Below are 23,328 nucleotides of genomic sequence, written 5' to 3'. Positions count from 1 at the left end.
CATGACAACAATTGTCCCGTCACCGCGTCTGGACAGTGTCGAGGTCATTGCGTTTCATCTTGATGGGCTGGTCAAGATTGATCCTCGGCTGGTGCCGGTACGGGCGCGCGCCGGGGTGGTGCTGCCACGCACCACCACGCCGGGCTTTGCCGGCATCGCCAAGGTCATTACCGGCCAGCAGGTTTCGGTGGCCAGTGCGCGCGCCATCTGGAGCCGCTTCGAACAGCTGCCGGGGGCGCTTGATCCGGCCAGCTATCTGCAGCTCAGCGAGGAGACCGTGCGGGGAGCGGGCTTTTCGGGCAGCAAGTTTCGTGCGGTGCGGGTGATTGCCGAGGCAATGGTGGCGGGCGAGCTGGATTTCGACCATCTCGAAACCCTGCCGGCCCGTGAGGCGGTGGCCTATCTGACGGCGCATAAAGGGATCGGGCCGTGGACCGCGGAAGTCTATCTGATGTTTTGCGCCGGGCATCCCGATGTGTTCCCGGCCGGCGATCTGGCGCTGCTCAAATCGGTGCAGCATGGGCTGGCCCTTGACGCTCGGCCGACGATCAAGGACATGATCGGCCTTGCCGCAGCGTGGACGCCGCATCGTTCAGCAGCGGCGCTGCTATTCTGGCGCTATTTTGCGGCGCTGCGCGACCAGGAAGGAATTGCCCTGTGACCAAGCTCTCCGGCCCCATGCTGCCCCCCAGATCGGGCGGTGCGCCGCAACAGGCGGTGGTGCTGCTGCATGGCTATGGCTCCAATGGCGCCGATCTGATCGGGCTGGCGCCCCACTGGCAGGATGTGCTGCCCGATGCGGTGTTCATTTCGCCCAATGCGCCGCAGCGCTGTGAGGGTCTGGCCGATGGCTTTCAGTGGTTCGCGGTGGATTTTGTCGGCAACAAGCTGGCCAGCCGGCAGACTGGCTGCACCAGGGCACGGCCGGTGCTGCTCGAATTTCTGACCGATCTGTGGGCGCAGACCGGGATCGCGCCGGAACAGACCCTGCTGGTCGGCTTCAGCCAGGGCGCCATGATGGCGCTGCATGTCGGCCTGTCGCTGCCTGAGCGGCTGATGGGGATTGTTGCGTTCTCCGGGGCGTTTCTGCCGCCCGAGGGCTTTGGTCAGCCGGGGTTGGCGCAACCGCCCGTGTGCCTGGTGCATGGCGATGCCGATACGGTGGTTGACCCCGAGCGCAGTGCTGATGCCGACATCGCGCTGCGGCTGGCCGGTGTGCCGGTGCACTATCATGTCAGCCCCGGCACCGGACATGGCATCGCCCCGGATGGGCTAGAATTTGCCAGCCAGTTCATCGCCCGGGTCGCCGCAAAATAAGCGCGATCCCCGCTTCACAGCCCTGACACAAAGGGCATAGTATAAAGGAGATATGGACTTACGCGATTCTCTTTCCGGGAGACTCAAGTGACCATCCACGTGTCGCCTGAGGCCTGTCCCGCGCTGGTGCTGAATGCCGATTTCCGGCCTCTCAGCTACTACCCGCTATCGCTCTGGTCCTGGCAGGACGCGATCAAGGCGGTGTGTCTGGATCGCGTCAATATCGTCAGCCAGTACGATACCATCATCCACTCACCCAGCTTTGAGATGCGGTTGCCCAGCGTGGTGTCGCTGCGCGATTACGTCAAGCCGGCGCGCAATCCGGCGTTCACCCGCTTCAACGTCTTCCTGCGCGATCGCTTCACCTGCCAGTATTGCGGCTCGCGCGAAGATCTGACCTTTGACCATGTCATTCCCCGTTCCAAGGGCGGACAGACGACCTGGGAGAACGTGGTGGCCGCCTGCGCGCCGTGCAATCTGCGCAAGGCCAACCGGATGCCGAGCGAGATCCGCATGTTTCCCCATCAGGCGCCCTACCATCCCAGCGTGCATGATCTGCACAATAATGGCCGGGCCTTCCCGCCCAATCATCTGCACCAGAGCTGGCTGGATTATCTATACTGGGACATCGAGCTCGAGCCCTAGGGTCCCTTGCCGGCAAGCCTGCCAATAACTATTATTGGTTGGCGCATTCCGGAGGTCACTTCATGGCGATCAGTGCAGAACTGGGCGAAGCCCTTGAACAGGCGGTCAGCGAGCTCGTCGCGACCGGCCGCTATAATTCCAAAAGCGAAGTGCTGCGCGAAGGCGTGCGCCTGGTGCAGGAGCGCGAGGCGCGATTTCGCGAACTCGCCGCTAAAATTCAGGTGGGGCAGGACGACATCGATGCCGGTCGGGTCCATTCCGCCGATGAGGTGTTTAAGCGGGTTCGAAAACGCATAGAGGAAGCGGCGGCCAAGAAGGCGTCGTGATCCGAGTGGAACTGTCCGAGCAGGCCGAAAGCGACTTGCTCGATATCGCGCTCTATATCGCCGCCGACAATCCCGATCGAGCCTTCAGCTTTGTCGACGAGTTGCAAGAGGCGTGCGAGGGTCTGGCCGATCGGGCTCGGCGCTATCCGGTCCTGCCTGGCTTTGAAAGGCAGGCCATCCGTCGTCGGCCGCATGGCCGATATGCCATCCTTCATGCCGTGGCAGAGGACCGGGTTCAGGTCCTGCGCATTCTGTCGACGGCGATGGATATTGAGCGGGCCCTCGGCGACTAGCCCCGCTTTGGCCGCCGCGCCTGGGCCCAGATCGACAGGCCGAGCAGCCCCACGATGGCCAGCGAGATCAGCGCATTATAGCCGGCCAGCGACAGGCCCAGGAAGCGGAACTGCACCACATCGCAGCCAATCACCGGGGTCATGCTGCTCAGGGCCCCAAAATCCATGGCCTCACCAACGCCGGTGCAGGCGGTCGGGCCGGGCCAGAAGCCCCATTCGACGCCGGCGTGATAGCTGCCCATGTAAACGCTCCAGACAAAAATCGCGGTGACGATGGCCATGGCAATGTACCAGACGGTCAGCGGCAGGCGGTTCCAGGTCATCAGCACCACCAGCAGCAGGGGCAGGCCATAATAATAGGCCATGCGCTGTTCCAGGCAGAGTTCGCAGGGGAACAGGCCGAATACGAGCTGGCTGATCCAGGCGCCCCAAATCGTTGCCAGTCCCAGAATGAAGGCGAGGCCGGCTGATTTCTTGTCGAGCGGGTGCAGGAGTGATGCCGGCATGGGAGGTCTTTCGGGTGACGCTTGAGACAGGGAAATGATTAGCCTGCCCGGGGCGCAAGGACCAGCCGGGAAACGTGGTTTTGATCAATCGCCGGGCAGGGTGATGCCGAGGGCCTGACGCAGGGCGATGGCGTTGGCGGGGGCGTGCAGTTTGTCCTCATGCACGAAATAGGCAAACACGTCCTTGCCCGCTGCCGTCCAGCCGCCCATCGTTTCCGCCCAGCTGGCAATATCGGCGGGCTGGTAGCCCTGGGTGGCGTCATGGGCCGGGCCTTGCAGGCGGCAATAGGCAAAGTCGGCGGTCAGCGTGCGGTGCGGGTTGTCGGCGGTATCGGCGATCACCCGCGCCACATTGTGCGCGGCCAGCAGGGCATTGACGGCGGGGTCATCGAGACTGGGGTGGCGCAATTCGATGGCGTGGCGGATCGGGCCGACGCCTTCGGCCTGCAGATAGGGATCGCTCTTGAGCCGCCCATCCGACTTGCCGGCCAGCGCCACATAGTCGGGAATGGTCTTGGGCAGCAGGTCAAGAAAATCGCCCAGCACTGCTGCGTCAAAACTCAGGCTGGGCGGCAATTGCCAGATAAAGGGGCCGAGTTTGCTGCCCAGGGCCAGGGGGCCGGAAGCGAAGAAATTGGCGAGCTCGATCTCGCAGTGCTGCAGCCGCCTGATATGGGTGACCAGCTGCGGGCCCTTGATGGAAAACACAAAGCCCGTGCGGGTCTGCTCACCCCATTTGGCGAAGCTGGCCGGCTTCTGGTTGGCGCGGAACGTGGCGTTGATCTCGATACTGCCCAGGCGCGAGCTGGCATAGGCCAGCTCGTCTTTCTGCACCAGACCGTCAGGATAAAACGTGCCGCGCCAAGGGGCGAAAACCCAGCCGGCCGTTCCGGTGCGCACCATGCCTGCTGTGCCCATGTTCAACCCTCCACCGTGCCGAGCATGGCCCGGCGCGGTGGGTGCGGGCAAGACTAGAACTTGTAGTTGAGGCCGGCCCGGACCACGCCGAAGCGCTGCGTGATGTCCTGATTGCCGCCGGGCAGGCCATTATAGGCCTGGGTGCCCAGATCGACATAGAGATACTCGGCCTTGACGGTGATCTTGTCGGTGGCCTGTGCTTCAAGGCCGACGCCAAGGGTCCAGCCGACATGGGCTGCGGACTGCGAGGTCACGACATTGCTTGTGCTTGTGACGCTGGCGCTGCCGCGGCCGGCGGCGAAACCGCCGGTGACATAGGGCATCACGGTGCCAAACGTCATGCCGGCACGGCCACGAATGGTACCGTAGAGATCCATGCCGGATTTGAATTTGCCGGCGATACCCTGATCTTCTTCATAGCCGATCGAGGCGAATTGCAGATCGCCCTCGGCGCCCAGCACGAAGCCACCCATATCCATATTGTAGCCGGCCTGGCCGCCAAGCTGCCAGCCGCCGGAATTGTGTTCGGTCCTGGCGCCGCCAGCCGGCTGCCGGGCCACATTGCCCCAGCCATAACCGGCGTTGATGCCGGCATAAAACCCTTCCCAGCCGGCGGCCGGGGTCGGCGAATACATGGTGCTGGTGCCACTGTTCCAACCCAGATCGGCGGCGTGGACGGCGGGAACGAAGAGCAGCAGGGCTGCAACGGAAAGGGCCTGGCGCTTCATGGAAGACCTCCTGGGCAAGGGCGTGGTGAACTTTCCGGTAAAATGCGACGGAAACCGTTAAGTCTCCGGTAAGGAATAAGGTTAACGCCATGCGCGATGAGCATGGTGGTCCGCCCCAATATGCGCAGGCCGCAGAGCTCGCCGGGAGCGGCCCACAAGCCGGACTTTGACCCATATCAATGACATCGCCGCCGGCCGGTCCGACACTGCTTTCCAGTCGCGTCGTGAGCGCGCATGGATGGAGGATGACATGAACGATAAATCGTCCGGTTTTCTGCCGAGCCTCTGGTCAGAGGGGCCTTTCGTAGAGTTTCGCAAGGAAATGGATTCTGCGCTGGAATCGTTTTTTGGCCGCCACATCAGCAAGACCGATGGCAAGGGGTTCGACAAATTCCTGTCGCCGTCCATTGACGTGGTCGAAAACGACACCGCCATTGTGCTGACAGCCGAGTTGCCCGGCATGACCGAGCAGGATTTCGACCTCTCCACCCAAAGCGGCATGCTCCTGCTCAGAGGCGAAAAGAAGATGGAAAAGAAGGACGACAAAGACGACTTCCATCTCGTGGAACGCCGCTATGGCCGCTTCGAACGGACGATGCCGGTGCCGCCAAATGTGGATGAGGCGGCCATCAGTGCCAAATTCGACAAGGGTGTGTTGACCGTCACCATGCCGAAAAAGCCCGGCACGAAACCGGCGGAACGCAAGATCGCCATCGCCCAAAAATAGCGAGGCTGCGCCGCCGCGCCCACCTTGGGCAGGCGGCTACGACGCTGGCCGGGCCCATCTTCGCCTGACGACGACGCTCTTGAGGTGAAAGTGGTGCCCTCCGCCGGACTCGAACCGGCACGCCTCGCAGCGGAGGATTTTGAATCCTCTGCGTCTACCATTCCGCCAGGAGGGCACGAGGCAAGTCTCTAGCGCAGGTCGGGTTGCGCTGCAACTGGCTGTTTGCGGGTTTAGGCGCCGAGCGCCAGCCGGGCGAGATAGACGCAGAACACGCCGCAGGCCATGGCGGCAAAGAGGTTCCGGCTGGCCAGATAGACCAGGGCGGTGGCGGCAGCGGCGATGATCTCGGCCAGGCTGCCGGTGACCAGGGCTGGCGCCACCAGCGCCGCCAGCACGGCGCCCGGAATGTGGCTGAGCCAGGCGGCGGCAAAGCCGTGCCGGGGCAGGCGATTGGCCAGCAGCAGGCCAGCCGCCTTGACGGCAAAGCTGACCAGCGCCATGCCGGCAATGGCATAAAGGGCTTCGGGGCTAGTCCACATGGCGTACCTTGTCGGCAAGGGCCCCGGCCAGACTGCCCACCAGGCCGCCGATCAGGATATGCCAGCTGCCATCGACCAGCCGCGAGGCGATGATGGCGCTGAGCGCTGCGACCGCCCAGGGCAGCAGATCGGCCCTGGATTTCCACATCCCCAGCAGCAGCACCAGGAAGGTGGCGGTAAAGGCGAAGTCGAGGCCATAGCGGGCCGGGTCATCAATCACCGAGCCCAGAATATGGCCGGTCATGGTGGTGGCCATCCAGCAGACATAGGCCAGAGCGCCGCCACCCATGAGAAAGCCGACGCTGCCGCGGCCCCGTTTCATTTCGAGCACGGTCATGGCCCAGTTTTCGTCGGTCACCAGCGCCATCTTCAGCGCATCCTTCACGCCCGAATCGGGTTTGAACAGCGGGCGCAGGGTGGCGGTGAGCAGCAGATAGCGCAGATTGATGATCAGTGCGGCGATGATCAGCGGGCCGATGGGCAGAGTGGCCGGGGTTATGGTCCACAGGTCGAGCGCCACGAACTGGGCGGCGCCGGCAAATACCAGCCCGCTCATCAGCATCACTTCAAGCAGGCTCAGGCCGGCGCCCCGCGCCAGCACGCCCCAGACCAGACCATAGGCGGCCACCGAAATGACCACGGGCAGGCAGGCGCGGGCGCCGGCATAGAACTGGTCGGCAAAACGGGGGGCGGGCGGGGCGATACGGCTCATGGCCTTTCCATAGCGTTCGGGGGCGGCGAGCGCACCGGCAAATCGGTGTGCGGCGATGACATCTGGTGATCACTGCCATTGCCGGCGCTGATGGGGCGCCGCAACGGGACCGGCAATGGGGCATTGACGGGTAGGCGGCCCGGGCCTAAGGACAGCGCCCGTATCGTTTTCAAGCCTCCCGCACCCGTCTCCCAGCCTGCCGCTGTGGCCCCTGGATCGGCCCCGAACCCTGTTTGGCGGCGGCTTGCAACCGGGCCCGTGATGTGGTGCGCATCATGACGCGATTTCTGGTCAAGCGATTTCCTGGAGTGTTCAGATGATCCCCCAATCCCGGCCGCTGTGGCAACGCTTTGCCAGCTTCCTGGTGCCGCTGATGGCGGCCAATATCCTGCAGGCGCTCTCTGGCACGGTCAGTTCGATCTATATCGGGCAGCTGATCGGTGTCGAAGCGCTGGCGGCGGTTGCCACCTTCTTTCCGATCCTGTTTTTCCTGCTCAGTTTCCTCATCGGCCTGTCGGCGGGGTCGACCATTCTGATCGGCCAGGCCTGGGGGGCGCGCAAACTCGACAAGGTCAAGCAGGTGGCCGGTACGACGCTGGTCACCGCCATTGCGCTCGGGCTGGTGGTGGCGGTGATCGGCGGGGTGTGGACCGAGCAGATCATGGGCCTGCTGGGGGTGCCGGCCAATATCCTGCCCCTGACGGTGGGCTATGCCCGCATCATGCTGATCGGCATGCCGGGCTTCTTTGTTTTCATCGTGGTGACCTCGGTGCTGCGCGGCGTTGGCGATACCATGACGCCGCTGTTTGCGCTGATCCTGTCGCTGGCCGTTACCCTGGTGGTGACGCCGGCACTGATCCTGGGCTGGTTCGGCCTGCCGCAGTTGGGGGTCAATGCGGCGGCAGTGGCCTTCATTGCCGGCTTTGCCAGCGTGCTGACCTTCCTGTTCCTCTTCATGCGGGCGCGGAAGATGCCCCTGGCGCCTGATGCCCAGCTGCTGGGCGCCATGCTGCGACCCGACTTCAAGCTGCTTGGACTGATCCTGCGGCTGGGCGTGCCGGCAGGGCTGCAGATGGTGGTGTCATCGGTGGCGGGTATCGTCATTGTCGGGTTGGTCAACCGCTTCGGTTCTGACGCGACGGCCGCCTATGGCGCCCTGGGGCAGGTGATGAGCTATGTGCAGTTCCCGGCCATGTCGATCGGCATTGCTGCCTCGATATTCGGGGCGCAGGCGATCGGCGCCGGGCAGATCCACCAGCTCGGGGCCATCACCCGCACGGCGCTGCTGCTCAATGGTATCATCACCGGCACGCTGGTGCTGCTGGCCTATCTGTTCAGCGGGCATCTGGTGGCGCTGTTCATCACCGATCCGGCGGTGATCGAGATGACCGCGACGCTGCTGCATGTGGTGCTGTGGAGCGTCATCGCCTTTGGCTGGAGCGTCGTGTTCTCGGGGGTGATGCGTTCCAGCGGCACGGTGCTGGCGCCCATGGTGCTGTCGCTGGCCTGCATTTTGGGCATTGAGCTGCCGGGCGCCATCTGGCTGAGCCAGACCAGCCTGGGACTGACCGGAATCTGGGTGGCCTATGCCGCCAGCTTCACCATGATGATGGTGCTGCAGGGCGCCTGGTACATGCTGGTGTGGAAGAAGAAAACCATCACCGCGCTGGTCTAGGCGCTTGCCGAGCGACACATAAAAAAGGCCCGAGATCGCTCCCGGGCCTTTGACTATCGCAGCCTGCGGCTAGAACTGGCCGTGGCAGTGCTTGAACTTCTTGCCCGAGCCACAGGGGCAGGGGGCGTTGCGGGCCACGCCAACCAGCAGCTTGGGATCAACCGGCCGCAGCGCGGCATCGCTGTCGGCGCCCGCCACGGCGTCGTAGACGGTGTCGTCGCCGCTTGCGTCGTTCTCGCCGGTCAGCGGGTCGATATGGGTCTCGCGCAGGCCAGTCAGGTCAGGCGCGGGCGGTGCTACCGGGCGCGGCTGCAGCTCGACATGACTGAGCTGGGTCGTCACCAGCTCGCGCAGGTTTTCCAGCAGGCTCTGGAACAGCTCATAGGCTTCCTGCTTGTATTCGGTGAGCGGATCGCGCTGGGCAATGCCGCGCCAACCCACCACCTTGGAGAGATGGTCGAGCGTCACCAGATGTTCGCGCCACAGCCCGTCGATCGATTGCAGCACGATGGATTTTTCCACCTGGCGCATGACGGCCGGATTGGCCGAGCCGGCTGCCTGCATGGCGGCAATGGTGCGCGCCTCCTTGGCGGCGGTCTGGGCATCGGCGGCTTCGATCAGGCGCTGGGTGACCGTCTCGGCATCAATCCCTTCCTCGGCGACCCATTCGCTCACCGGCACGTCGATATTGAGATAGGTCTTGGCGGCGGCCTGCAATTGCTCGGCCTTCCACTGCTCGGGATAGGAGCGGGGTGGAATGGCCTTGGCGACGATGTTGTCGATCACGTCGTGCCGCATATCGATGACGATCTCGCTGATGTCCTCGGCGTCCATCATTTCGAGACGCTGCTCGAAGATCACCTTGCGCTGATCGTTCATCACGTCGTCATATTTCAGGATGTTCTTGCGGATGTCGAAATTGCGGGCTTCCACCTTGCCCTGCGCGCGTTCGATGGCCTTGGACACCCAGGGATGGGTGATCGATTCGCCCTGTTCGAGCCCCAGCTTGCCGAGCATGGAATCCATGCTTTCGACCGGGAAGATGCGCATCAGATCGTCCTGCAGACTCAGGAAGAAGGCCGAATGGCCCGGGTCGCCCTGACGGCCGGAACGGCCGCGCAACTGGTTGTCGATGCGGCGGCTTTCATGGCGCTCGGTACCGATCACCATCAGCCCGCCAGCGGCCAGCGCCTTGGCCTTGTCGGCGGCGATGGTGGTTTTGATATCGGCGATCTTGGCCTCGCGGGCTTCCCCTTCGAGGCCCGCGGTTTCGCGCTCGATGCGCATTTCGAGATTGCCGCCAAGCTGGATATCGGTGCCGCGACCAGCCATATTGGTGGCGATGGTGATGGCGCCGGGCAGGCCGGCATCGGCGACGATGAAGGCTTCCTGCTCATGATGACGGGCATTGAGCACGTTCATGCTGCCGACATTCTTCTTGCGCAGCAGGTCGGCCAGCATTTCCGACTTCTCGATCGAGGTGGTGCCGACCAGTACGGGCTGGTTGCGATCCTGGCATTCCTTGATCAGCGTGGCGATGGCGTCGAATTTCTCCTCGGCGGTGCGGAAGATGGCGTCTTCATCATCGACGCGCATCACCGGCAGGTTGGTGGGGATGGTCACCACGTCGAGCTTGTAGATGTCGGCGAATTCCTCGGCCTCGGTGGCTGCCGTACCGGTCATGCCGGCAAGCTTTTCATAGAGGCGGAAATAGTTCTGGAAGGTGATCGAGGCCAGGGTCTGGTTTTCCGGCTGGATCTTGACGTGTTCCTTGGCTTCGAGGGCCTGGTGCAGGCCTTCCGAATAGCGGCGGCCCGGCATCATGCGGCCCGAGAACTCATCAATGATCACCACTTCACCGCCCTCAGGCGTGTCGCGGACGATGTAGTCCTTGTCCTTGCGGAACAGCTTGTGGGCGCGCAGGGCCGAATTGGCGTGGTGCACCAGGGCGACGTTTTCCACGTCATACATGGAATCGCCCTTGAGCAGGCCGTCGGCGGCCAGCCGGGCCTCGAGCTTTTCGATGCCGGCATCGGTAAAGGTGGCGGCGCGCTGTTTTTCGTCGAGCTCGAAATCACCCTCCTCGATGATCGGCATCAGGGCATCAAGCGTGGTGTAGAGCGTGGAGCGGTCTTCCGAGGGGCCCGAGATGATCAGGGGTGTGCGCGCCTCGTCGATCAGGATGGAGTCCACCTCATCGACGATGGCGAAGACATGGCCACGCTGCACCATCTGCTCGCGGGTATATTTCATATTGTCGCGCAGATAGTCGAAGCCGAGCTCGTTATTGGTGCCGTAGGTGATGTCGGCGGCGTAGGCGGCCTTGCGCTCCATATCGGTCATGCCATGCACGATGGTGACGGTGGTCAGGCCGTGGAAATTGTAGACATGGCCCATCCAGGCGGCGTCGCGCTTGAACAGATAGTCGTGGACGGTGAGCAGATGGGCGCCCTTGCCGGTCAGGGCGTTGAGATACATTGGCAGCGTTGCCACCAGGGTCTTGCCTTCACCGGTACGCATCTCGGCGATACCGCGCTCATTCATCACCATGCCGCCGATCAACTGCACGTCGAAATGGCGCATGCCGAGCACGCGCTTGGACGCTTCGCGCACGGTGGCGAAAGCGGGGACAATCAGATCGTCAAGATCGGCGCCCTGTTCAAGTTGCTGCTTGAACTGGGCAGTGCGGGCCTGCAGCGCTTCGTCGCTGAGTTGCTCGAGTTCTGTCTCCAGCGCGTTGATGGCGGCAACCTTGCCGTGGTACCGCTTGACGTGCCGATCGGAGGTAGACCCGAAAATCCGCCGGGCGAGCGCAGCAAGTGCCATATGTCAGGTCCTTCGATGACTCATCGGGGCGCGGTTGGGGAAGCGGACAGGCTCCGCCAGGCCATCGTCAGCGCGATGAGAAAGCCTTTCCGGCTTTGAATTCATGTATCCCCGCCGAGCGACGGAAAAGCGCGTGAGATGTAAGAGCGGGCCCCTGTCTTGTCAACGTCGCCGAAATCAGCCACACCTGTTTTGGCCTGCCGAAAACCGGACCGAAATGGTGCTTTGCCCGCTTTGGTTGCTGACAAAATGGCCTGTGGCGCAATTTGGCCCCCTTGTCGTGTCAGCCAGTCACCCGACTATATAGTGGCACCTGTTTGCCAGCCATCAATACGCCGGGACGCTGCCCGTTGGCACCGGCCAAGGAGATCGACCTGATGAAGTTTTCCCCCCTGCGCCTTGCCCGCACCGCGAGCGTTATTGCCACCATGGTGGCGGCGACGGCGCTGACCCCGGTTCTGGCGCAGGATGCCGCACCAGCTGCACCGGCTCAGGATGCCGCACCGGCCGCAGTGTCGCCCGAAGCCGTGGTAGCCACCGTTGATGGTGCCCCGATCACCGAGGCTGATCTGGGCTTTGCTGCTGAAGATCTGAGCCAGGAACTGCAGCAGATGCCGCCCGCGCAGCGCAAGCCGTTCCTGTTGCGGGTGCTGATCGACATGAAGGTGATGGCCAAGGCCGGTGCCGACGCCGGCATGGCCGATACGCCGCTGTTCCAGCAGCGCCTCGACTATCTCAAGGATCGTTCGCTGCGCCGCGCCTATTTTGCCGATACCATTGCCAAGGGCATCACTGAAGAGGCGGTGCGGGCAGCCTATGACAAGAGCGTCGCCGATTTCCAGCCGACCGAGGAAATCCGGGCCAGCCACATTCTGGTGCCAAGCGAAGACGAAGCCAAGGCGATCAAGGAGCAGCTTGACGGCGGCGCCGATTTCGCCGAGCTGGCCAAGGAAAAGTCGATCGATCCGGGCGCTGCCAATGGCGGCGATCTGGGCTTTTTCAGCAAGGGCATGATGGTGGCGCCGTTCGAGACGGCGGCCTATGGGCTGAGCGATATCGGCCAGGTGTCCGAGCCGGTGGAGAGCCAGTTCGGCTGGCATGTCATTCGTCTGGAAGAAAAGCGCCAGTCAGCGCCGCCGACATTTGAGCAGTTGGCCCCGCAGCTGCAGCAGCAATTGCTGATGACCAGCTTTGACGACACCGTCGCAAGGCTGATGGAAGGGGTGGCGATCGACATTCCTGATGCCGATCTGGCCGCCGCTGTTGCGGCACAGACCGAAACCGAAGCGACCGCCGGCGAGGCGCCGGCGCAGTAAGCGCTGACGACACCGCACGTCGCCGCTACTCCGGATCGTCACCCCCGCGTCAAGCCCGAGGGTGACGTCCGGTGGCCATTGGCGCCGCGCTAGGGCGCCAGCAGCCCCTGCACCATCTGCCGCGCCACCAGCCGCAACTGTTCAGGATCGCGCTCGATCCGCCCGGTCAGCAGCCGCTGCCAGATGAACCCGGCCAGCATGTCCGCACACAGCCCCACATCGACATCGGAGCGCAACTCGCCCCGCTCGACGCCGCGCTGGAAAACTCTCCCGCTCTGGATGCGCCGCTCCGCTGAATATTCAGCCAGCGCCGCCGCCGCCACCGCGTCGCGCTGCGCTTCGGCAATCACGAAGCGAAACACCTGTCCCGCGCCGGTATCGCCCCAATGAGCAAACACCCCGGTCAGGAAGGCGAACACGTCACCCTCCACGGTGCCCGTATCCATATGAACCGAGGCGGGCTTGTGCCGGTGATAGACGTCAAGCAGCAAGGCCGTCTTGCCCGGCCACCACTTGTAGATGGTCGGCTTTCCCGCCCGCGCCCGCCTGGCCACGGCGTCGATGGAGAAGCCGGCGATCCCCTCCTCGGCCATGATCGCCTCGGCGGCTTCGAGAATGGCCTGTTCCGTCTCGGGGTTGCGGCGTGCGCCGATAGACCGGCGGCGCTCGTTGGTGTCTTCGTTCATGGCCCCAATATGGGTCAAAAGAAACGCGAAAGAAAGCACTTGAACGAAACGTGCCGTTCCGATACGTAACGGAACGTACCGTTTCTATTAGGAGCATCGTAAATGCAACCCTCCCTTGCCTCCAGGCTGCGCATGGCACTGGTCATGAGCCTGGCCGTCTATCCCATCGTCACCCTCTATCTCTACATCCTGATGCCGCTGACCCCCGGCTGGGAAATGTGGCAGCGCAGCCTGGTGCTGGTCCCCTTCATGGCCACCACCATCGTCATGCTGATCGTGCCCTTCATCAGCCGGTATTTCGGCGCCTTCATCGCCGGCAAGAGGAAATCCACTGCCGCGACGGCCTGACGACCTCCAGCCATCGCTACGCCGGGAGCGCATCCGCCATTCCGGCGCCTGGGGCCTTTGGTCCCTCCCGCACTCGATCGTCACCCTCGGGCTTGACCCGAGGGTGACGCCCGGCGACCGGGCAGATTTCGTCCCTCGATAAAACTTGTCCCCGCCAGCTTCACCTGCTGCATACTGTTCCACGTTGCCCACGTCAGAGCCCAGTCATGACGAGTGATGGTCGTGGGAATTGTCGGGGAGGAGGGGTCGCCTTCCTCGTGCGGGTTGGAAACTCGGCAGCCGGGCCTGCAATAGTGGTACCGCCTGAACCGGACCTGCAAAAAATCCCGATATGGTGGCGAGGCAATTGCCTCACACTCTAACAATTGATCGAGGCAAGCGCCTCGCCACCATCGCTCTAGCCAGAGCGAACCCTGACAAAACGACAACCGCACTACAGGCGGCGCTTTGGCATGTCTTGCGATTGCCGTACGTTTCGGGCAAACCCTTGCCACGTCGCATGAGGACTTCACCATGGCTGCCCATCCGGTTTCCCCGCTCGCCCCCAAATCTTATCCGGACCTGCCGGCCATAGCCGGCGTGCGCTTTGTCACGGCTGCAGCGGGCATCAAATACCAGAACCGCACCGATGTGCTGCTGATGGCGTTCGACGCCGGCACCACTGTCGCTGGCGTTCTCACCAGGTCGAAATGCTCCTCGGCGGCGGTGGATTGGTGCAAGGCCAAGCTGGCGGGTGGCCTGGCCCGGGGCCTCGTGGTCAATTCGGGCAATGCCAATGCCTTTACTGGCGCCAGGGGCGCCGCCAGCGTGCAGCTGACGGCCGATTTTGCCGCCAAGGCACTGGGCTGCTCGACGGACGAGATCTTTCTGGCCTCCACCGGGGTGATCGGCGAGCCGCTCGACGCCAACAAATTTGCCGGCGTGCTCGACAGCATGGCGACGCAGCTCGGCACGACGCCCTGGATGGACCCAGCCAAGGCGATCATGACCACCGACACCTTTCCCAAGCTCAATGGCGCGATTCTCGAGATCGACGGGGTCGAGGTCAAGATCAACGGCATTGCCAAGGGATCGGGGATGATCGCGCCGGACATGGCCACCATGCTCAGCTTTGTGGTCACCGACATGCCGATTGCCGCCCCGGTGCTGCAGGCGCTGCTGGCCCGCCATGTCGCCACCAGCTTCAATGCCATCACGGTCGATAGCGACACCTCCACCTCGGACACGCTTCTGGCCTTTGCCACCGGCAAGGCGGCGGTCGAGCCGATCGAGAGTCTCGATGATCCGCGTGCGGAGGTCTTCGGCGAAGCGCTGCGCGATGTGCTGTTCGACCTGGCCATTCAGGTGGTGCGCGATGGCGAAGGCGCCACCAAGCAGGTCTGCATTCATGTCGAGGGCGCGGTGACTGACGCCAGCGCCTTCCGCATCGCCAAGTCGATCGCCGACTCGCCGCTGGTCAAGACGGCCATTGCCGGGGAAGACGCCAATTGGGGGCGCGTGGTGATGGCGGTGGGCAAGGCGGGCGAGCCAGCTGACCGCGACAGGCTGGCGATCCGCTTTGGCGACCTGCTGGTGGCCAGGGATGGTGAACGCGCGCCGATCTATGATGAAGCCGCCACCAGCGCCTATATGCGGGGCGAGGAGATCGAGATCACGGCCAGCCTGGGGCTCGGCACCGGCAAGGCGACCGTCTACACCTGCGACCTGACCCATGGTTACATCACCATCAATGGCGATTACCGGAGCTAGCCATGGGCCTGCCTGACGCGAGCGTTCTTGAACGCGCCGGGCTCGCCGCCTGGCCCGGTATCGAAGTCGACTGGGATGGCGGCTGGGTGCGCCGCGCCGCCAATGGCTATACCAAGCGGGCCAATTCGGTGCAGTGCCTCGACCCGAGCGATGAAGGCGACGTTGACGCCCGCATCGCCAATGCCGTGGACTGGTTCTCGGCGCGCGGTTTGCCGCCGGTTTTCCGCATGACGCCGCTGGCGGGCCCCGGCCTCGCCATCGCGCTGGATGGCTTGGGCTGGCGGAGCATCGACGCGAGCTATCTCTTTGCCATGCAGCTTGCGGCCGGCGAACCCGATCCGCGCGGACAGATCTACAAGGTGCGCGATCCGGCCTTTCTCGCCGTGCAGCAGCGGCTGTCGGGCTATGATGACGAACGACTCGGCAAGCTCGATGCGCTGCTGGCCGCGATGACGGTGGCAGCCTGCGGCGTGGTACTTCATGATGACGATGGCGCGCCGGTCGCCACCGCCCTGATGGCCATCGCCGATGGCATTGTCGTTACCGGCAATGTGGTGACCGATGCCAGCCGGCGCCGCCAGGGCCATGCCGGTGCCATGATGCGCACCGGCCATGCCTGGGCCCATGCGGCCGGGGCGCGGGTCGCCGCGCTCAATGTGCAGGCGGACAATCTGGGGGCGCAGGCGCTCTATCAGAGCCTGGGCTATGCCCACCAATATGACTATCATTACCGACTGCCGGGGACCGCATGAGCCAATCGATACTTCTGGTCGTTGCCTGTGCGCTGGTTGATGCGGATCGCCGGGTGCTGATTGCGCGGCGTCCCGAGGGCAAGGCCATGGCCGGGCTCTGGGAGTTTCCTGGCGGCAAGGTGGAAGCGGGAGAAACGCCCGAAGCGGCGCTGATCCGCGAACTGGAAGAAGAGCTGGGTGTAGCGACCCAGACCGCCTGCCTGGCACCGGTTTCATTTGCCAGTCACTCTTACGAGAAATTTCACCTGTTGATGCCACTCTATGTGTGCCGGAAATGGCAGGGTACGCCGCAGGCCCGGGAGCATAGCGCGCTCAAATGGGTGCGCCCGCAGGCGCTGCGCGATTATCCCATGCCGCCGGCCGACGCGCCATTGATCGCCGCCCTGTGCGATCTGCTCTAGCGCAGCGGGATTGGAGCTTGGGGGAATGGACATGTTGGCAGGCAAGATCAGGACATTCCTCACCGAGGAATCGGGCGCGACCGCCATCGAATACGGGCTGCTCGCCATGCTGATCGCGGTGGCTATTATCGGCAGCTTCGCGGTGCTGGGCAATAGTCTGGAAGAGCTGTTCAACAATGGCGCGAGCGAGGCGCTGGCAGCCGCCAACGCCAAATAGCTATTGCAGGCTGACGATCTTGTACTGCTCACCCACCGTAATCGGGTCGCCGGGATAGAGGTTGTTGATGATGTAGAACAGATCAGCACCGCGACTGATCGCGTTCATCTGCTTGGCGAGGCTCTCGGCAGTGTCGCCGGCTTTGGCCCTGACAATGCGGATCGCCAGCTTGCGGATATTGGCCAGATCGCTGGCCGTGGTGCGGCGGAAGCTCTCCAGCGTGGCGGCGGCGCCCTGGGCAAAGCGCGTGCTGTCGGCCTTGGCGGCGAAGATGAAGCGATAGACCTGACCGTCCAGCCGCATCACGGAGACGCGGAAGAACCACTGGTCAGTCTGGGCGACGCCCGAGGCCATGTCGATGCCATTGCGGGTCTGGCTGGTGACGCTGTCGGTCTTGAGCCCGGCGATCCAGCCCGATTTCAGATAATCAGTCAGCGCCACATTGGCTTGTACATCGGCGCTGTCAAAGCGCACGGCTTCGCCATCACCGGCTACCCCAACCACGGCGCTCTGCGCGTTCTGCAGCGCATAGCCCTGTGGCACGGTGAAGGTGAATTTTGACGCCGGATGCACGAAGCGGCGGCCGATGATGGAACCCTGGGCCGGGCTGTCGCCAAAGGTCAGACCGGCAATCGAGGCCAGATAGCCATCGCGATCGACCTCGCCCAGGCCAGCCTTGCCGAACATGGAGCTGGCGATGTCGATGGCCTTCTGAATGCGGGCCGGGGTGGAGGGATGGGAGGACAGGAACCCTTCAGTGCCCTGGCCGGCGCCCGCCGAGAAACTGGCAAAACGGCTCATAACCCCCAGGAAGCGGGCAGCGGCCTGCGGGTCATAGCCGGCCTTGCCGGAAAACTTGATGCCTTCCCGATCGGACTCAAGTTCCTGGCTCTGGCCAAAGGCGGCCAGGGATTCACGGGTGCGGTTGGCGGTGGCGTCGGTGGAGGTGTCGCCGCCAAAGACGCTGGTGATGACGCGATCAACGATTTCGGTGGTGCGGGTGCGGTCGGTGCGGGCCCGGGCATGGCGCAGGGTGACGTGGGCAATTTCATGGGCCAGCACGGCGGCCAGTTCACTGGTGTCGCTGGCCAGCGCCAGAATGCCGCGTGTCACGTAGATATAGCCGCCGGGCAGGGCAAAGGCGTTGACTTCGGACGTGTCGAGGATGGTCACCTGGAACTGCGCATTGGGCTGGTCGGCGGCAGCCAGCAGGCGTCCGACAATACGTGCCACCATGATTTCGGCGGGGCGATCAGAGTAGATGCCGCCATAGGCGGCGACAATGCGCGGATGTTCGCGGCGGCCGATCACCGCGTCATCGGGATCGGTACCCTCGGGCACCACGGTGGGCGCCCGGCGGTCGCCGGTCTGGCTCACGGCAATATTGGAACTGGTCAGAGTCGTGCAGGCCGACAGTGCCAGCAGCGACACGGCCAGCAGACCGACGCGCAAACCCTTTGCGATATGCCCGGAACCCATCATTGTATCGCCAAGACCTCAAGCTGCTCGGGATGGGTAATTTCGATGCGTGGACCATCCCGGTCATCCACCCATCCGCGCACCCGCACCAGTGCGCCTTCCAGTATCAACGGATCAACGCCATCGGCAGTGAACAGTTTCACTGCGGGCGCTTCGATCACGGCGGTGAAGTCCTGTTTCCAGAACCGGCCGAAATTGAGGTAGATCCGTCCGGCGCGCTGCTCGGCCAACAGAACCCTGCCTTCGACAAGTTCGTAATGGCCTGCCCGGGTGAGCACGTCACCGGGCGCGGCCGCCGCACGTACGCTGTAATAGGGATCACGCCAGATGCCAAGGCCGGACAGGCGCGCGCGGCCCTCGGCAGCGAACAACAAGTCGAGACACTGGCGATTGTCAGGAAATGAATAGACGCGCGCCAGCCCCAGCGCGACCATGGCCTGCTGCGCCCAGGCCGGGCCGTCTGGTGTGTCGACAAACACATGGGCCAGCTGGCGGTCGTAGCGGTCGATGGTTTCGCCGCCAAAGCCCAGTTGCACGGTCTTGTTGAGGACCAGAAGCTCGAGTGCCTGCTTGGCCTCGGGGGCCAGCGGCCAGGCGTCAAAGTCATCGCGACCCAGCGCCAGCTTGGGCGCCTGGGTGCCGATCATGCGCACCACGCGCCCGTCATCAAGCACCACGGTGTCGCCGTCGGTGACCTGAACGACCACGCCGCCGGGCACCATGGCCAGCTCGGGACAGGCCAGGGCAGCAGTCGACACTGACGAGAGCGCCGCCAGCGTGGCGAGTTGAACAAGACTGGTTGTGCGCAAATCAGGCCCCGCAAACAATGGCTTCAGCATGCACGCAAATGCGGCAAAAATCATCACCGTCGACGCGGGCCTTCAAAACACTGTCAGCAGCGCGTCCGCTTGGTTGAGCCGGGCGGTCGGCACTGCTAAGGGGGGGTGGGCTATGCCTGCCTTGTGTCGGAGTTGTTTGTCCTTGTCGTTTGTTCGGTCGTTTATTCGCCAGATTGCCCTTGTGGTCCTGCTTGCCGTGCTCAGCCTGGGGCGGGCCCAGGCCAATCCGATGTTGCTGGTCGATATGGAGACGCTTGATGTGCTCTATGCCCAGGAGGCCGGCCAGCCCTGGCACCCGGCCTCGCTGACCAAGCTGATGACGGCCTATGTGACCTTCGAGGAGATCGCCAAGGGCACGATCACGCTCGATACCCCGGTGCTGCTGTCCAAGCACGCCGTCAGCCAGGCACCCTCCCGCTCCGGGCTGGCGGTGGGCAGTGCGCTGACACTGAAGGACGCGCTGTATATTCTCGTCGTCAAATCGGCCAATGACGTGGCCATGGCCATTGCCGAAACGGTTGGCGGCAGTGAGGCCGGGTTTGTCGCCAAGATGAACGATGTGGCCGCCCGCATGGGGTTGACCGCCACGCACTACACCAATCCGCACGGGTTGCATGACCCGGCCCAATTCAGCTCGGCGCGCGATATGGCGCTGCTCTCGCTCTATATCAGGCAGAGTTTTCCGCAATACATGCCAATGTTTGGTACCGAGGCGGTGAAGCTGGGTGCGGCCGAGCTGGATTCCAATAATGACCTGCTGACCAAATTTGCCGGCACCACGGGGATGAAGACCGGCTTTGTCTGTGCCTCGGGGCTCAATATGGTGGCGACTGTCGAGCGCAATGGCCGCAATCTGCTGGCGGTCGTGCTGGGCGGCGCATCCGCCCGGGATCGCAATGAACGGGCCGCCGAACTGTTGCTGAAGGGGTTTTCGGGCGCCGCCCAGCCGACCGGGCAGCAGGTGCTGACACTGGCTAACCAGCCTGGCGTGCCGCCGGTGAACATGCGCCCGCAGATTTGCGGCAAGGAAGCCAAGGCCTATGTGGCGGCGCAGGAGGCAGCGTTTCCGCTCGGGCTGAAGGGCCAGCCGAGCTATCTCAATGATCACGTGGCGCCGCGCGCCTATGTAGCGACCGATCTGGGGCGCATCGCCGTCGGGGTCAGCCTGCCGCGCCCACGCCCGGCCCATCTGCCGCGCTTTGCCGCGCCGGGCAATGACATGGCGCTGAGCGGGGATCTGCGGCCCAGCCTGGCAAGCACCAGTTCGCCGGCCCCTTTTCCGCAGCCACGTCCCAATCGGCTCTAGGCTCTTGATGGGCCGGGTTTTCGACGCGCAAAAGTGGCGCCAGCTTCGCTGAAATCCCGCTGGGCCTTAGCCCTTCACAATGGTGAAGCGCATGGTGTCCGCCGCCGCTTCGAGGCTGCAGGCGTGGCCGTGCTGACGGCAGAAGAGCGGGATATCGATCCGGGCCATCGGGTCGGTGGCCAGCACGGTCAGCGTGGCGCCCGAGGCCATGCTCGCAAGACGCTTTTCCATTTTCAGTACCGGCAGCGGGCATTTGAGCCCGCATGCGTCGATGATCTCACTGGGCAAGAACCAGCACCCAATGCGTGCCATAGGTCGAGCTGCCATTATAGTTGACGGCAATACCGGCCCTGGTGGCGCTGCTGGTCAGCCCTGCTGCGTCGGCTGGGTTGTTGCGCCAGCCCGAAAAGGTTTCCGCAAAGGTAGCGTAGCCGGCGCTCAGCTTCATGCCGGCCAGATCCTGTGGGGTCTGCGGCGGGGTGCCGGTGCGGGCATATTGGTCGGCCAGAGCCTGGGCAGTACCGTCGAGCCCGGCATCGGGCGTCAGTGCCGGCCGGCCCTGGGTGGCGCGATAGGCATTGATCATGGCAATGGCCTGGGCGCGGTCCAGGCTGGCGCCGGGCTGGTCCATGCGGGCTGACAGGCCGGGGGCCAAAGCCGCCGCCGAGCTGCCGCCCGCCATGCCGCCCATGGAGCAGGCCGAAATCGTCAGCGCGGCAAGAAGCGCCGCAAGCGGCAGAATGGCGGGTTTGATGTGTCGCAGAGCGGGCATGAAGCAATCCTGATGGCAAAAGTGGCTGGCAGGCCGATAAAGCGGCACCAAGGCCAAATCATGGTGCGGCAGCTCCATACACCACGACGCCCTGCTGACTGACAAATGCGACATGCGGTGGTGATCTCGGCGGGATTCGAACCCACGACCCCAGGATTAGGAATTTGCGCGCAGCGGGTCTAACCGCATGAAATTGATGATGAATTTTAGGGCGTGCTAGCAACGTGCTAAAACTTTGCCTATTTGGTGCCGAAAACTGTGGTGGTGATCTCGAGCAGATTCGAACTGCTGACCCCAGGATTAGGAATCCTGTGCTCTATCCAACTGAGCTACGAGACCACGCTATTTTGATAGCAAATACAATGCGTCAGCGAAACCCTGTTTGCGTTGGCTTTGGCTAGCAGCATAGCTGTTAGCAGCGAACTCTTTAAGGCGTGATCTAAGGCTTCTTAGGGCACCGTGCACGGGTACGAGCAGTGGTGCTCGGATTGGCAAAATGCCCTGCTGGCCAGACAGGGCGTCGAACCAACAGGGCAAGTTAGCAAGCGCGCAGAGGGATCTGTCGCCTGCTATGGGGTTAGCGCGGAAGCGTGCGCATGGAGTTGATGTCAGCAATCTTGAACACCAGCTTGTCGAGTTCCGATGCGGGCAAATTGGGGAAGCGTTCGGCCAACTGTTCGGGTGTCAGGTCCAGCAGGTCATATGGATTGATCACGTTGGCTTGGGTCGGACCTGAACTGTCCATTGTCGCGACCACAGCAAGATCTGCTGCAGCGCAGCTTCCACACATCGCCACCACCAAAATCGCCACCACTACCAATCCTCGCATGCGTGCCTCGCCATCAAATGTCCACTATTAGGGACATTAGTGGTGGATAGATCACGTGTAAACCGAAATGTCCCCTATAGGGGATAGAGAAGCAGCCAGCCGCAACAGAGTTTGCGGACATGACGCTAATCGAAACCTTTGGCCGCAATGTTCGCCAAGCCCGAAAAGACAAGGGTTGGACGCAAGAACAACTGGCCTTTGAGGCTGGGGTGAAGCGCGCCTATCTCAGTGAGGTCGAGAACGGCCAGCGCAATGTCAGTCTGGACATTGTGGAGAAATTAGCCAAAGCGCTGGATGTTTCTCCCGAAGGCTTGATGTTGCCCTAATCAACAAACATGTTAGCGCTGTCTAGCATCAGACGCGCTGTATTTCGCCCCTGCCCCGCCGCTTGAAATCTCAAGAAAGACGACTGAATGAATGACGTTGCTGAAGGCGCCTTGCTTGCCGCCGATCGTTTGGAGCAGGTGACAGAGATCGTGTCCGCGTTTGTCTCGAAGAACTCCATATCGCCAACTGATCTGCCCAAGCTGATCGCTGAAACGCACCAGGCGCTGCGGTCATTGTCTGATGCCGAAGTGCAGCCTGTTGCGGAACAGCTTAAGCCGGCCGTGCCGATCAGAAGATCGATTACCCCGGATTTCATTATCTGCCTGGATAATGGAAAGAAGTTCAAATCGCTCAAGCGGCACCTAAGCGTGCTCGGCATGACGCCAGATGAATACCGAGCGAAATGGGGCCTGCCGTCGGACTACCCTATGGTTGCACCCAATTATTCCGCTGCGCGCTCATCGATGGCAAAATCCAGCGGACTGGGCCGGAAGCCCGTGGCGACGCCAGTGGCGCCCACGAAGCGGACCAAGAAACCGAAAGTCGACGCGTAATATCCGTCGCTGCAGGTTCCAAAAGAAGGCCCAGGTGACGCCCTGGGCCAGTTGAATGTCAACAAGGTCAGTTTGACCTAAAAACCTGCTGACCTCAAGCGCCGTGGCCACGTTCCGCCTGGCATAGCTACGCAAATTCTACTAAAAAGAGGCCCCATTAATACGGGGTTAACGTGTTGGACATCTCGCGCCGAGGGGGATGCAATGCTCAAACGAAAAAGGATAACGCAATCCTGGTCGATTGCAGGCCTAGTGCTCGCTAGCACAGGGATGCTGCTTATTGTTGGGTTGGCGCTATGGCTGCTGGTGACCTGACATTGGCCAGCTTCAGTGCGTCGATTGCGGTAAGGTCGACAGCAGCCACGGGAAAGGATCGTGATCGCCATCGCAAGGATCGCCAGCCATGATGATCACCTCAGCCTCTGGATGAGAGGAGAGAACAGCAGTGTCGCGGGTGTCGATGTGTAGGTCTGACATGATCCAGGCTCGCATTGGATATCCTTTCAGCGATCTGCCTTTGTATGTGCAACTTTCACATCCA

The 23,328-nt window shown here is 62.9% G+C and carries 28 protein-coding genes, 2 tRNA genes and 1 pseudogene; 16 read left to right on the top strand and 15 right to left on the bottom strand.

The window, feature by feature from the left end; genetic code table 11:
* The first annotated feature begins 1 nt into the window (after position 1).
* The 5 genes from Q8O80_RS02135 (at position 2) to Q8O80_RS02115 (ending at position 2,581) form a co-directional block, all read left to right on the top strand.
* The gene (locus tag Q8O80_RS02135; protein WP_305576429.1) at positions 2-661 is read left to right on the top strand and encodes a DNA-3-methyladenine glycosylase; all 660 of its coding nucleotides are present in this window, start codon (positions 2-4) and stop codon (positions 659-661) included.
* Positions 658-1,317, top strand: coding sequence for an alpha/beta hydrolase (locus Q8O80_RS02130; protein WP_305576427.1), 660 nt, complete (start codon positions 658-660; stop codon positions 1,315-1,317). The genes Q8O80_RS02135 and Q8O80_RS02130 overlap by 4 nt, the downstream gene beginning before the upstream one ends.
* Before the next feature lie 87 nt (positions 1,318-1,404).
* On the top strand, positions 1,405-1,962 hold the full coding sequence (locus tag Q8O80_RS02125; protein WP_305576424.1) for an HNH endonuclease: 558 nt from the start codon (positions 1,405-1,407) through the stop codon (positions 1,960-1,962).
* A 62-nt stretch (positions 1,963-2,024) separates the two neighbouring features.
* Positions 2,025-2,288 carry a type II toxin-antitoxin system ParD family antitoxin gene (locus Q8O80_RS02120; RefSeq protein WP_305576422.1) on the top strand — a complete coding sequence of 88 codons (264 nt, stop codon included), beginning with the start codon at positions 2,025-2,027 and terminating at the stop codon, positions 2,286-2,288.
* Positions 2,285-2,581: a type II toxin-antitoxin system RelE/ParE family toxin gene (locus Q8O80_RS02115; RefSeq protein WP_305576420.1), complete on the top strand. Its 297-nt coding sequence runs from the start codon at positions 2,285-2,287 to the stop codon at positions 2,579-2,581. Before Q8O80_RS02120 ends, Q8O80_RS02115 begins: the two co-directional genes overlap by 4 nt.
* On the opposite strand, the gene Q8O80_RS02110 is transcribed toward Q8O80_RS02115, so the two are convergent.
* The 3 genes from Q8O80_RS02110 to Q8O80_RS02100 form a co-directional block, all read right to left on the bottom strand.
* Complete coding sequence (locus Q8O80_RS02110; RefSeq protein WP_305576418.1) at positions 2,578-3,087, bottom strand: disulfide bond formation protein B; 510 nt, start codon at positions 3,085-3,087, stop codon at positions 2,578-2,580. The two genes, Q8O80_RS02115 and Q8O80_RS02110, sit on opposite strands and share 4 nt — an antisense overlap.
* 84 nt (positions 3,088-3,171) lie before the next feature.
* Complete coding sequence (locus Q8O80_RS02105) at positions 3,172-4,005, bottom strand: DUF72 domain-containing protein (protein ID WP_305576416.1); 834 nt, start codon at positions 4,003-4,005, stop codon at positions 3,172-3,174.
* A 53-nt stretch (positions 4,006-4,058) separates the two neighbouring features.
* Positions 4,059-4,733 carry an outer membrane protein gene (locus Q8O80_RS02100; protein ID WP_305576414.1) on the bottom strand — a complete coding sequence of 225 codons (675 nt, stop codon included), beginning with the start codon at positions 4,731-4,733 and terminating at the stop codon, positions 4,059-4,061.
* A gap of 166 nt (positions 4,734-4,899) precedes the next feature.
* Between Q8O80_RS02100 and Q8O80_RS02095 the strand changes: the two genes are divergently transcribed.
* On the top strand, positions 4,900-5,460 hold the full coding sequence (locus Q8O80_RS02095; RefSeq protein WP_305576412.1) for an Hsp20/alpha crystallin family protein: 561 nt from the start codon (positions 4,900-4,902) through the stop codon (positions 5,458-5,460).
* Between the two features lie 91 nt (positions 5,461-5,551).
* Here the strand turns inward: Q8O80_RS02095 and Q8O80_RS02090 are convergent.
* The 3 genes from Q8O80_RS02090 to Q8O80_RS02080 form a co-directional block, all read right to left on the bottom strand.
* Positions 5,552-5,635 (bottom strand) — tRNA-Leu (locus Q8O80_RS02090).
* A 55-nt stretch (positions 5,636-5,690) separates the two neighbouring features.
* The gene (locus Q8O80_RS02085) at positions 5,691-5,999 is read right to left on the bottom strand and encodes an AzlD domain-containing protein (protein WP_305576410.1); all 309 of its coding nucleotides are present in this window, start codon (positions 5,997-5,999) and stop codon (positions 5,691-5,693) included.
* Entirely contained in the window at positions 5,989-6,711 is a 723-nt protein-coding gene (locus tag Q8O80_RS02080; protein WP_305576408.1) for an AzlC family ABC transporter permease, read from the bottom strand. Before Q8O80_RS02080 ends, Q8O80_RS02085 begins: the two co-directional genes overlap by 11 nt.
* A 316-nt stretch (positions 6,712-7,027) precedes the next feature.
* Here Q8O80_RS02080 and Q8O80_RS02075 point away from each other — a divergent pair, with 316 nt between their 5' ends.
* Positions 7,028-8,386: an MATE family efflux transporter gene (locus Q8O80_RS02075; RefSeq protein WP_305576406.1), complete on the top strand. Its 1,359-nt coding sequence runs from the start codon at positions 7,028-7,030 to the stop codon at positions 8,384-8,386.
* Between the two features lie 69 nt (positions 8,387-8,455).
* On the opposite strand, the gene secA is transcribed toward Q8O80_RS02075, so the two are convergent.
* The gene (gene secA / locus Q8O80_RS02070) at positions 8,456-11,212 is read right to left on the bottom strand and encodes a preprotein translocase subunit SecA (protein ID WP_305576404.1); all 2,757 of its coding nucleotides are present in this window, start codon (positions 11,210-11,212) and stop codon (positions 8,456-8,458) included.
* A gap of 377 nt (positions 11,213-11,589) precedes the next feature.
* On the opposite strand from secA, the gene Q8O80_RS02065 reads away from it, so the two are divergent.
* Positions 11,590-12,528 (top strand): peptidylprolyl isomerase, encoded by a 939-nt coding sequence (locus Q8O80_RS02065; RefSeq protein ID WP_305576402.1) that lies wholly within the window; start codon positions 11,590-11,592, stop codon positions 12,526-12,528.
* Positions 12,529-12,617: 89 nt separating this feature from the next.
* Here the strand turns inward: Q8O80_RS02065 and Q8O80_RS02060 are convergent, their stop codons facing one another.
* Positions 12,618-13,214, bottom strand: coding sequence for a TetR/AcrR family transcriptional regulator (locus tag Q8O80_RS02060; RefSeq protein ID WP_305576400.1), 597 nt, complete (start codon positions 13,212-13,214; stop codon positions 12,618-12,620).
* A gap of 102 nt (positions 13,215-13,316) precedes the next feature.
* Between Q8O80_RS02060 and Q8O80_RS02055 the strand changes: the two genes are divergently transcribed.
* The 5 genes from Q8O80_RS02055 to Q8O80_RS02035 all read left to right on the top strand — a co-directional run bounded on the left by Q8O80_RS02055 (position 13,317) and on the right by Q8O80_RS02035 (position 16,681).
* Positions 13,317-13,562: a hypothetical protein gene (locus Q8O80_RS02055; protein ID WP_305576398.1), complete on the top strand. Its 246-nt coding sequence runs from the start codon at positions 13,317-13,319 to the stop codon at positions 13,560-13,562.
* A gap of 513 nt (positions 13,563-14,075) precedes the next feature.
* Positions 14,076-15,311, top strand: coding sequence for a bifunctional glutamate N-acetyltransferase/amino-acid acetyltransferase ArgJ (argJ, locus tag Q8O80_RS02050; protein ID WP_305576396.1), 1,236 nt, complete (start codon positions 14,076-14,078; stop codon positions 15,309-15,311).
* A gap of 2 nt (positions 15,312-15,313) precedes the next feature.
* A complete protein-coding gene (locus tag Q8O80_RS02045) occupies positions 15,314-16,063 on the top strand; it encodes a GNAT family N-acetyltransferase (protein WP_305576394.1) in 750 nt (249 codons plus the stop codon).
* Positions 16,060-16,464, top strand: a complete 405-nt coding sequence (gene mutT, locus Q8O80_RS02040) for an 8-oxo-dGTP diphosphatase MutT (protein WP_305576391.1) — start codon at positions 16,060-16,062, stop codon at positions 16,462-16,464. Before Q8O80_RS02045 ends, mutT begins: the two co-directional genes overlap by 4 nt.
* A gap of 25 nt (positions 16,465-16,489) precedes the next feature.
* Positions 16,490-16,681 carry a Flp family type IVb pilin gene (locus Q8O80_RS02035; RefSeq protein WP_305576389.1) on the top strand — a complete coding sequence of 64 codons (192 nt, stop codon included), beginning with the start codon at positions 16,490-16,492 and terminating at the stop codon, positions 16,679-16,681.
* Here Q8O80_RS02035 and Q8O80_RS02030 read toward each other — a convergent pair whose 3' ends face one another.
* Both Q8O80_RS02030 and Q8O80_RS02025 read right to left on the bottom strand, forming a co-directional pair.
* The gene (locus Q8O80_RS02030) at positions 16,682-18,163 is read right to left on the bottom strand and encodes a M48 family metalloprotease (protein ID WP_305576387.1); all 1,482 of its coding nucleotides are present in this window, start codon (positions 18,161-18,163) and stop codon (positions 16,682-16,684) included. It abuts the gene before it with no gap.
* Positions 18,160-18,969, bottom strand: a complete 810-nt coding sequence (locus Q8O80_RS02025) for a thermonuclease family protein (RefSeq protein WP_305576385.1) — start codon at positions 18,967-18,969, stop codon at positions 18,160-18,162. Before Q8O80_RS02025 ends, Q8O80_RS02030 begins: the two co-directional genes overlap by 4 nt.
* A 172-nt stretch (positions 18,970-19,141) precedes the next feature.
* Here Q8O80_RS02025 and Q8O80_RS02020 point away from each other — a divergent pair, with 172 nt between their 5' ends.
* Complete coding sequence (locus tag Q8O80_RS02020) at positions 19,142-20,305, top strand: D-alanyl-D-alanine carboxypeptidase family protein (protein WP_305576383.1); 1,164 nt, start codon at positions 19,142-19,144, stop codon at positions 20,303-20,305.
* A 66-nt stretch (positions 20,306-20,371) separates the two neighbouring features.
* Here Q8O80_RS02020 and Q8O80_RS02015 read toward each other — a convergent pair whose 3' ends face one another.
* The 4 genes from Q8O80_RS02015 to Q8O80_RS02000 form a co-directional block, all read right to left on the bottom strand.
* Entirely contained in the window at positions 20,372-20,617 is a 246-nt protein-coding gene (locus Q8O80_RS02015; protein ID WP_305576381.1) for a sulfurtransferase TusA family protein, read from the bottom strand.
* Positions 20,583-21,077 carry a CAP domain-containing protein gene (locus tag Q8O80_RS02010; protein WP_305576379.1) on the bottom strand — a complete coding sequence of 165 codons (495 nt, stop codon included), beginning with the start codon at positions 21,075-21,077 and terminating at the stop codon, positions 20,583-20,585. The genes Q8O80_RS02015 and Q8O80_RS02010 overlap by 35 nt, the downstream gene beginning before the upstream one ends.
* Positions 21,078-21,339: 262 nt before the next feature.
* Positions 21,340-21,416: transfer RNA gene (locus Q8O80_RS02005), tRNA-Arg, on the bottom strand.
* A 238-nt stretch (positions 21,417-21,654) separates the two neighbouring features.
* Complete coding sequence (locus Q8O80_RS02000; protein WP_305576377.1) at positions 21,655-21,888, bottom strand: hypothetical protein; 234 nt, start codon at positions 21,886-21,888, stop codon at positions 21,655-21,657.
* A 137-nt stretch (positions 21,889-22,025) separates the two neighbouring features.
* On the opposite strand from Q8O80_RS02000, the gene Q8O80_RS01995 reads away from it, so the two are divergent.
* Positions 22,026-22,232: a helix-turn-helix domain-containing protein gene (locus tag Q8O80_RS01995; RefSeq protein WP_305576375.1), complete on the top strand. Its 207-nt coding sequence runs from the start codon at positions 22,026-22,028 to the stop codon at positions 22,230-22,232.
* Positions 22,233-22,319: 87 nt separating this feature from the next.
* Complete coding sequence (locus Q8O80_RS01990; RefSeq protein WP_305576373.1) at positions 22,320-22,787, top strand: MucR family transcriptional regulator; 468 nt, start codon at positions 22,320-22,322, stop codon at positions 22,785-22,787.
* Between the two features lie 327 nt (positions 22,788-23,114).
* Here Q8O80_RS01990 and Q8O80_RS01985 read toward each other — a convergent pair.
* Positions 23,115-23,328: pseudogene (locus Q8O80_RS01985) on the bottom strand (hypothetical protein); the annotation flags it as partial.

Source organism: Devosia sp. (assembly GCF_030689745.1).
In the GTDB taxonomy this organism is placed as follows: domain Bacteria; phylum Pseudomonadota; class Alphaproteobacteria; order Rhizobiales; family Devosiaceae; genus Devosia; species Devosia alba.
This window is presented reverse-complemented; position numbering and strand designations above follow the sequence as displayed.